This window comes from Protofrankia sp. Cas4, from assembly GCF_963555915.1.
Classification (GTDB): domain Bacteria; phylum Actinomycetota; class Actinomycetes; order Frankiales; family Frankiaceae; genus Protofrankia.
Map to the genome: position 1 here is coordinate 19453 of NZ_CAUVXL010000211.1, position 7985 is coordinate 27437.

At 68.6% G+C, this 7985-nt stretch carries 5 protein-coding genes; 4 read left to right on the forward strand and 1 reads right to left on the reverse strand.

Annotation, left to right across the window (positions count from 1 at the left end; genetic code table 11):
• The first annotated feature begins 7 nt into the window (after nucleotides 1-7).
• The 3 genes from cydB to U9979_RS19455 all read left to right on the forward strand — a co-directional run bounded on the left by cydB (nucleotide 8) and on the right by U9979_RS19455 (nucleotide 3127).
• Nucleotides 8-1075 carry a cytochrome d ubiquinol oxidase subunit II gene (cydB, locus tag U9979_RS19445; protein WP_322780519.1) on the forward strand — a complete coding sequence of 356 codons (1068 nt, stop codon included), beginning with the start codon at nucleotides 8-10 and terminating at the stop codon, nucleotides 1073-1075.
• Entirely contained in the window at nucleotides 1072-2457 is a 1386-nt protein-coding gene (gene zwf / locus U9979_RS19450; RefSeq protein WP_322750996.1) for a glucose-6-phosphate dehydrogenase, read from the forward strand. The genes cydB and zwf overlap by 4 nt, the downstream gene beginning before the upstream one ends.
• A 133-nt stretch (nucleotides 2458-2590) precedes the next feature.
• The gene (locus U9979_RS19455) at nucleotides 2591-3127 is read left to right on the forward strand and encodes a hypothetical protein (RefSeq protein ID WP_322750995.1); all 537 of its coding nucleotides are present in this window, start codon (nucleotides 2591-2593) and stop codon (nucleotides 3125-3127) included.
• Nucleotides 3128-3394: 267 nt separating this feature from the next.
• Here the strand turns inward: U9979_RS19455 and U9979_RS19460 are convergent, their stop codons facing one another.
• The gene (locus U9979_RS19460) at nucleotides 3395-5908 is read right to left on the reverse strand and encodes a SpoIIE family protein phosphatase (protein ID WP_416220259.1); all 2514 of its coding nucleotides are present in this window, start codon (nucleotides 5906-5908) and stop codon (nucleotides 3395-3397) included.
• A 267-nt stretch (nucleotides 5909-6175) separates the two neighbouring features.
• Here U9979_RS19460 and hrpA point away from each other — a divergent pair.
• Nucleotides 6176-7985, forward strand: a 1810-nt coding sequence (hrpA, locus tag U9979_RS19465; RefSeq protein WP_322780521.1) for an ATP-dependent RNA helicase HrpA, incomplete at its 3' end; no start/stop codon positions are given.

Genomic DNA, 7985 nt, shown 5'->3' on the forward strand with positions numbered 1-7985 from the left:
GGCCATCATGACGTTGACCGCCTTCTGGTTCATCGTTATCGCGGTCCTGTGGACCGGTTTTCTCGTGCTGGAGGGCTTCGACTTCGGCGTCGGCATGCTCGCCGGCCGGGATGACACCGGTCGACGGGTCGCGCTCGCCACCATCGGGCCGGTCTGGGATGCCAACGAGGTCTGGCTGATCGTCGCGGCAGCCGGCATGTTCGCCGCCTTTCCCTCCTGGTACGCGACGATGTTCTCCGGTTTCTACCCCGCATTCGTGCTGTTGCTGGTCGCGCTCATCGGCCGCGGGCTGTCGTTGGAGTTCCGCGGCAAACATGACACGGCCCGCTGGCGCCGCAGCTGGGATGTTGCGCTGACCGGCGGCAGTCTGATCGCACCCTTTCTCGTCGGCGTGACTCTGGGTGATCTCCTGCATGGAGTACCGATCGGCGCCGACCAGGAGTACGCCGGTAATCTCACCGACCTGTTGAGCCCGTACGCGCTGTTCACCGGTATCACGGTTGTGGCGCTCTGCCTGCTACACGGGGCCGCCTTCCTCGCGCTGAAAACCGTCGGTGACGTCCGTGAGCGCGCTGTCGGCCTCGCCGGCCGGATCAGCCCGGTGGTCGCCGGCGCGGTCGTCGCCTTCGCCGTCTGGACGCAGGTGTCGACCGGGCACGGCGGCGCGGATGCGATCCCGGCGGCCGTCGCGGTCACCGCGGTTGCCGCAGCCGGCTGGCTGATCCGTCAGGGCAGGGACGGCGCGGCATTCGCGGCCACGTCGCTGACGATGGCGGCGGTGGTGTCATCGATCTTCGTCAACCTCTACCCGCGGGTCATGGTCTCCACGCTGGGTTCGGCAACCGACCTCACGGTCACCGACACCTCGTCGTCGTCCTATTCGCTGCGGGTGATGACGGTCGTCGCGGCGGTCCTGTTTCCCGTGGTGCTGCTCTACCAGGGTTGGACCTACCACGTCTTCCGGCATCGGATCTCCCGCGCGGATGTCGTCACCCCCGCCCGGCGGACGCAGGCGAGCGCCACCGGCCCGCCGGCGGCCACCGGTAATTCCGATTCCCAGCAGGAGGCGACATGACACACCCGAAAAGCGCCCGAATGAACGCCCTGGTGATATTCGGCGCGACCGGGGACCTGGCGAAGCTGGAAACGTTCCCGGCGCTGGTCGGTCTGGTTGAACGCGGTGTGCTGGAGGTACCCGTCATCGGCGTCGCGAAGAGCGGGTGGAACCTTGAGCAGTTCCGCGCCTACGCGGTCGCGTCGCTGCGGCACAACAACATCGACCCGGACGGGGACCCGGGGAAAAGAATGCTGGACCTCCTGCTGTACATCGACGGTGATATCACCGACGACGCGACCTTCCAGCAACTGGCCGCCATGCTCCCCAGGGACGCGGGCGTGCTGTTCTACCTCGAGGTTCCGCCGTCGTTGTTCGCGACGATCGCCCAGGGAATCCGACGTGCCGGGCTGGCCGCCGGTGCCCGGGTGATGGTGGAGAAACCGTTCGGTAGCGACCTGCGCAGCGCGCGGGAACTCAACGCCACCATGCACGAGACCTTCCCGGAGGACGCCATCTACCGCGTCGACCACTGGCTCGGTCTCGATCCGGTGGCGCAGGTCCTGGCGACGCGTTTCGCCAACACCGTCCTTGAGCCGGTGCTCAACCGGACCTATGTCGAAAGCATCCAGATCACGATGGCGGAGGCCTTTGACGTGGCCGACCGCGGGCACTTCTACGACCGCACCGGTGCCATCCGCGACGTGCTGCAGAACCACATGCTCCAGATACTCGCCGTCGTGCTGACCGAGCCTCCCCCGGGCACCGCGTTCGACTATCTCGTCGACGTCACGGCGAACGCGGTCAAGTCACTCGTACCGCTCTCAGTGGACCAGGTGGTCCGCGGTCAGTACGACGGCTACCGCCATGTGGTAGGCGTCTCCTCGACCTCGACGGTCGAGACGTTCGCCGCGGTACGACTGCGGGCTGACAGCTGGCGGTGGGCGGACGTGCCGATCCTCATCCGGGTGGGCAAATGCATGCCCGTCACCGCCACCGAGATCACCATCCGATTCCGGCCGGCACCCCAGAACGTATTCGGCGCCGAGCCGTTCGGCAGCATGAACACACTGCGTTTCCGTATCTGGCCGGAAACGCGGATCACGATGACGCTGGCCGGCAAGAAACCGGGGTTCGGACCGCGTCCGCAAATGAACGAACTGGCCTTCAACGAACAGCCCGGAGCGGACATGCGACCGTATGACCGGCTCATCGGAGCCGCACTCAGCGGCATGCGGATCCTGTTCGCCCGCGAGGACGTCGTCGAGGCCGCCTGGCGGATCATCGACCCCGTACTCGGCGACGCCGTGCCGGTACACCGGTACCCGCGCGGAAGCTGGGGCCCCGCCGAAGCAGACGGTCTGCTCCCAGCGGGCCAGCGGTGGTACGACCCGCAAGCCTGAGGAGATACCGCGTGGCCGGACGGCGACTCACCCGGCCGGGGTGAGGGCCGCGACCGGGTAGGAGCGCCGCGACGGGGTAGGGAGCCCACCGTGCACACGAACGCTGACAACCGTGGGCGAGGAAGGAACACACATGACGATCGGACCTGTCCAGCTGCTGGTACTCGGTTTCAAACAGCCTGATTTCCGCGGTGAAGTCCAGGACGAGCTGCAACGGCTCCGGGACAACGACCTCGTGCGGGTGATCGACGCCCTCGTCGTCCAGAAGGACACCGCGGGCAATGTCGCGGCCGTGCGCGGCAGCCAGCTGACCGACAAGGAGCAGGTCGAGCTCGGCGCCATGGTGGGTGCGCTCATCGGTCTGGGCGCAGGCGGTGAGGCCGGCATGCAGGCAGGTGCCGAACGCGGTGCGCAGGCTGCGGCCGAGCGGGGCGGGATGATCAACGAGGAGGAAGCCTGGGATGTGCTCGCTGAGATCCCCGAGGACACCGCGGCCGCGCTGATCCTGCTTGAGCACCGGTGGGCCATCCCGCTGCGGGACTCGATCGCGCGCGCGGGCGGGTTCCGGCTCGCTTCGGAGTTCATCAGCCCGCTCGACCTCGTATCGCTGGGCCTGGTGGGAGCCCGCGAGGCCGAAGAGCTGGCCACGGCGGAACGGGCCGCGATCTGACCGTCCCCCACAACACAACACAACGCACAATGCATAACGCACAACGCACAGGACGCCAGAAGAAGGAGGGATGACGATGCTCGGACGCTCTCGCCGGATCGCTCGACGCACCGGACGACGGACAGGCCGACGAACCGCCCGCCGGGTCGTTCACCGTGAAAGTTGAGCTTCGCTGAGATCTGAGATCTGGGACGGGAACCGCGGCCACGCGCAGCAGGTGGCCGCGGTTCCCGTCCCAGCTGTCGTCCCCCGTCTCAGCTGTCGTCGCTAGAAGGCGTCCCACACGCCGCCCAGGGCACCGGCCATGGTGTCTTCCAAGGGGTGGTTCAGGACGAGTTCTGCTTCGCTGGGAAACAGGGACTGCTCGGCCCAGATGGTCTTACCCCCGGCGGTGTACCTGGCGCCCCAGCGCTGGGTGAACTGCGCGACCAGGAACAGCCCCCGGCCGCCTTCATCGCTGGCACGGGCATGTCGCAGGCGTGGGGATGTGCTGCTGCCGTCGGAAACCTCGCAGATGAGGGTGCGGTCCCGGATGAGACGCAGGCGGATCGGCGCGGCCGCGTACCGGATCGCGTTGGTGACCAGCTCACTGACGAGCAGTTCGGTGATGAACGCCGCTTCGTCGAAGCCCCAGAGGGCCAGCTGTCGCGCGGTGTGGGCGCGGGCGAGGGCCACGACGGCAAAGTCCGCGGGCAGGTCCCAGGATGCGACCTGGTCCGCGGTGAGCGTACGGGTGCGCGCCAGGAGAAGGGCCACGTCGTCGTCTGGCCGGTCCGGCAGCAGGGCTTCGATCACACCTTCCCGGATGGCCTCCAAGGACTCGTCCGCGCGCCCCAGTGCCGTGCGCAACCGGCTCAGCCCGGCGTCGACGTCGTGGTCACGCGCCTCGACCAGGCCGTTGGTGTAAAGGGCTATCAGGCTGCCTTCGGGCAGCTCGATCTCACCCGCCTCGAACGGCAGGCCACCGAGGCCCAGCGGCGGACCGGCCGGTAGGTCGGGGAAGGCCACGGTGCCGTCGGGGTGGACGATCGCGGGCGGGGGATGACCTGCCCTGGCCAACGAGCAGATCCGGCTGACCGGGTCGTACACCGCGTACAGACAGGTGGCCCCCAGCACGGCGGGGCCGGCGGTCGCCGCGGCCGTGTCCTCCTCGTCGGTGAGCCGGATGACAAGGTCGTCAAGGCGGGCGAGCAACTCGTCGGGGGGCAGGTCCAGCCCGGCGAGGGTGTGCACGGCGGTGCGCAGCCGTCCCATGGTCGCCGCCGCGTGCAGCCCATGGCCGACCACGTCCCCGACGACCAGCGCCACCCGGGCGCCCGACAGCGGGATCACGTCGAACCAGTCCCCGCCGACGCCCGCACTCTCGTCCGCGGGCAGGTAGTGCCAGGCCACCTCCACGGCGGTCTGCCCGGGTAGCCGGTGTGGCAACAGGCTGCGCTGCAGGGCCAGCGCGGCGGTGTGCTCCCGGGTGTAGCGGCGGGCGTTGTCGATGCACAGCGCCGCCCGGGCCACGAACTCCTGGGCAAGGAGCAGATCGTCCGCCTCGAACGGATCAGGACGCGCCCATCGGACGAACGAGGCCACACCCGTGACGACACCGCGCGCCCGGATCGGGACCAGCATCAGCGAGTGGAGACCGAACTCGTGGATCTTGGCGGCCCGCACTGGATCGTCGACGACCCACACGCTCCGGTCGGCATCCAGCACCGGTTCCAGGACGGCCTCGCCCGCGACCAGGTAGCGGGCTGCGGGCGCTGCCAGGACGACCAGGTCCCCGATCTTCGCGACTGACTCCGGGCAACCCGCACGCAGCGACTGCTGCCCGGCGCGACGCATCGGGGTCCGCCCGACCGTCGAACGCACGGTCGGGTCCTCACTGCGCAGCACCGAATCCAGGAGGTCCACGGCCACGAAGTCGGCCAGGCGCGGCACGGCCACGTCGGCCAGGTCCTGTGCGGTCAGCCCGACATCAAGGCTGGTGCCGATCCGGGTGCTGGCCTCGGTGAGCAGGGCCAACCGCTGCTGCGCGCGCCAGCGGTCGGTGACATCCACGGACACGTAGCACAGACCGAGGACGCGCCCGGCCGAGTCGGCCAACCGGAAGATCGACGTGGAGGTGGCCACTTCCCGATCGGAATCCCCGCTCGTCCGGCCCTGATACCCCACGTCCAACAGGGGTACGCCGGTCTTCAGCACCTGGCGCATCTGCGCCTCGATGCGCTCAAGGGACGGACTCGCCATCAGCTCGATCGGCCGCCGCCCCAGCCGCCTGGCCCGGGAGATCCCGCCCCGTTGCTCCAGCGCGTCGTTCAGCCACACCTCGCGTAGATCGGTGTCCAGTACGGCCATGGCGATCGGCGCACGGGACAGCAGGCCGTCCAGCACCGACAGGTCCGCCCCCCACCAGCGCGTCTGTGCCACGTCGGAGGCGAGCAGCAGCCAGCTGCGACCGTCGGGTGAATCGATCAGGGAACAGACCCGCAGACCGACGTCCACCCGGTGGCCGTCGGCGTGCCGGGCGGGCAGCAGACCGCCCCAGTCACCATCGGCTTGGCACCGATCGACCGCCGCATAGACCGCCACGACATCCACCGGCTGGTGGAGGAAGAACATGGCAGGTCGGCCTAACACCTGCTCCGGTGTGTAGCCGAGCAACCGCTGCGCCGCCGGGCTCCAACTAGTGACCGTGCCCCACCTGTCGAGCACTACCGTCGCGAGCGGTGGCAGCGCGAACGGATCGTCCCACATATACGGGACCGTTGCCTCAAGTGTATCCATCATCAGAGTTCCTACCCACGCCACCCGGCTTTATCTGTTCCCGCCGGCGGCACCCGTAACCAGAAGCCCACCCATGATTGCCAGCCAGAATCCGTGGCCACCAGGTGACGCTGACACGAGTGACATCGCGCACGGGCACGACTGGCCCTGGTCCTGATTTAGTGGGTGACGGCGCCGGGACCGCCCGTGCGCCGGCGGACGCTTGACCAACCGGTTCGGTGCCCGTGCCCCCTTGCCCGCTCTCCGTACTTCGTTGGACGCTGCTTCCTGATGCCTCCGCTCGCAGCCCTGGCCGACCGACTACCCGACCTCATGGTGCGCGACCAGCACCGCCTGCAACGCCGTGTCGACGGCGCGCGCCGGATCCGCGGCCCCGAAGCCCACCAGGCCGTGGTCGCCGAGATCGCCGCCGACATCGAGGCGGCGGCACTGCGCGTGCAACGCCGACGCGCCCGGGTACCGACGATCACCTATCCCCCGGCCCTACCGGTCAGCCGGAAAAAGGACGACATCCTCGCCGCGATCCGCGACCATCAGGTTGTGATCCTCGCCGGTGAGACCGGCTCCGGAAAGACCACACAGCTGCCGAAAATATGCCTTGAGCTGGGACGAGGCGTACGCGGCCTGATCGGTCACACCCAGCCGCGCCGGCTGGCTGCGCGCGCGGTGGCGGAGCGGATCGCGACGGAGCTGGGCGAACCCGACGGGCAGCCGGGCGGGATCGTCGGCTACAAGGTGCGGTTCACCGACCAGGTCGGCGGGGACAGTCTGATCAAACTGATGACCGACGGCATCCTGCTGGCCGAGATCCAGACAGATCGGTCGCTGTACCAGTACGACACACTGATCATCGATGAAGCCCACGAACGCAGCCTCAACATCGACTTCATCCTCGGCTACCTGAAGCAGCTCCTGCCACGCCGACCCGACCTCAAAGTGATCATCACCTCGGCGACCATCGACCCGCAGCGCTTCTCCCGCCACTTCGGCGACGCGCCCGTGATCGAGGTCACCGGCCGGACCTTTCCGGTGGAGGTCCGCTACCGACCGCTGGTGGTGGAGACCGACCCGGCCGCGCCGCCGACCGCGATCGTGGCGCCGACCGGTGGCAGGAGCGGCCGGGCCACCACCGTCAAGGCGGTCGAACGCGACCAGACAGAGGCGATAACAGCCGCGGTGGACGAACTGTGCGCGGCGGGCCCCGGCGACATCCTGGTCTTCCTCAGCGGTGAACGCGAGATCCGGGACACCGCCGACGCCCTGACAAAGCGGGCGCCGCGCGATACCGAGATCGTGCCGTTGTACGCGCGGCTGTCCGCCGCGGAACAGCACCGGGTGTTCCAGCCGCACACCGGGCGCCGGATAGTGCTCGCCACCAACGTCGCGGAGACCTCGCTGACGGTCCCGGGCATCAGGTACGTGATCGATCCGGGAACGGCGCGTATTTCCCGGTACAGCAACCGGACAAAGGTGCAGCGCCTGCCGATCGAAGCCGTCTCACAGGCGTCGGCGAACCAGCGTAAGGGGCGTTGCGGCCGGGTGGCCGACGGTATCTGCATCCGGCTGTATTCGGCGGAGGACTTCACCGCCCGCCCGGCGTTCACCGATCCGGAAATCCTGCGCACGAACCTCGCCTCTGTCATCCTGGCGATGACCGCACTGGGCCTGGGCGACATCGCGGCTTTTCCCTTTATCGACGCTCCGGACGCACGCAGTGTGGCCGACGGAGTGCTGCTGCTCGTCGAGCTCGGCGCCGTCGAGATGGAAGGCACGGGAAAATCCAACAAAGCAGGTGGGGCCGCGACCGCCGCCGGGCGCCGCCGGCTGACCCCGTTGGGACGCAAACTCGCCCAGCTGCCCCTGGACCCACGACTGGCCCGCATGGTGCTGGCGGCCGAGGACAACGGTTGTGTGCGGGAAGTCATGGTCATCGCCGCCGCGCTGTCCATCCAGGATCCGCGTGAACGTCCCGTCGACGCCCAGCAGGCGGCGGCGGAGAAACACGCCCGCTTCACCGACAAACAGTCGGACTTCATCGCCTATCTCAACCTGTGGGAGTACCTGCGGGAACAGCAGGAGG